Genomic DNA, 326 nt, shown 5'->3' with positions numbered 1-326 from the left:
TTTAGCAGCGGCGTGAGCGCGGCGTTGAGCTCAGCGTTCTCCGGCTGTGCCAGATGCTCCTCCCAGATCTCGCGACTCCCCCAGCGCTCGACGACCATCCAGGCCTCATCGCCGCGATGGAGGGCGAACTTCTCGCACCCGCGCTCGCGGAAGACTCCTGGAGAGAAGTGCCGGAAGACCTCGAGCAGCGCTTCCTCAGCGCCCGCGCGCGGTTTCAATCGCACGACGACGATCAGCGGTTTCGACATGTCGGATACTTCCTTTCGGTCAGGACTTCGCGCCCTTGCGGCGCAGCGTGTCGATGAGCACGGCGAGCAGGATGACAG

General features: G+C 64.7%; 1 protein-coding gene. It reads right to left on the bottom strand.

The annotated features are described in order from the left end of the window. Window positions 1-248 (bottom strand): putative quinol monooxygenase (locus tag CH42_RS15800; RefSeq protein WP_053354173.1); only part of this gene is annotated, 248 nt, incomplete at its 3' end. Between the last annotated feature and the right edge of the window lie 78 nt (window positions 249-326).

The organism is Leucobacter musarum subsp. musarum (assembly GCF_001273845.1).
Classification (GTDB): domain Bacteria; phylum Actinomycetota; class Actinomycetes; order Actinomycetales; family Microbacteriaceae; genus Leucobacter; species Leucobacter musarum.
Note: the sequence above shows the minus strand (reverse complement) of the source record. Positions and strands in the feature narration are given on the sequence as shown.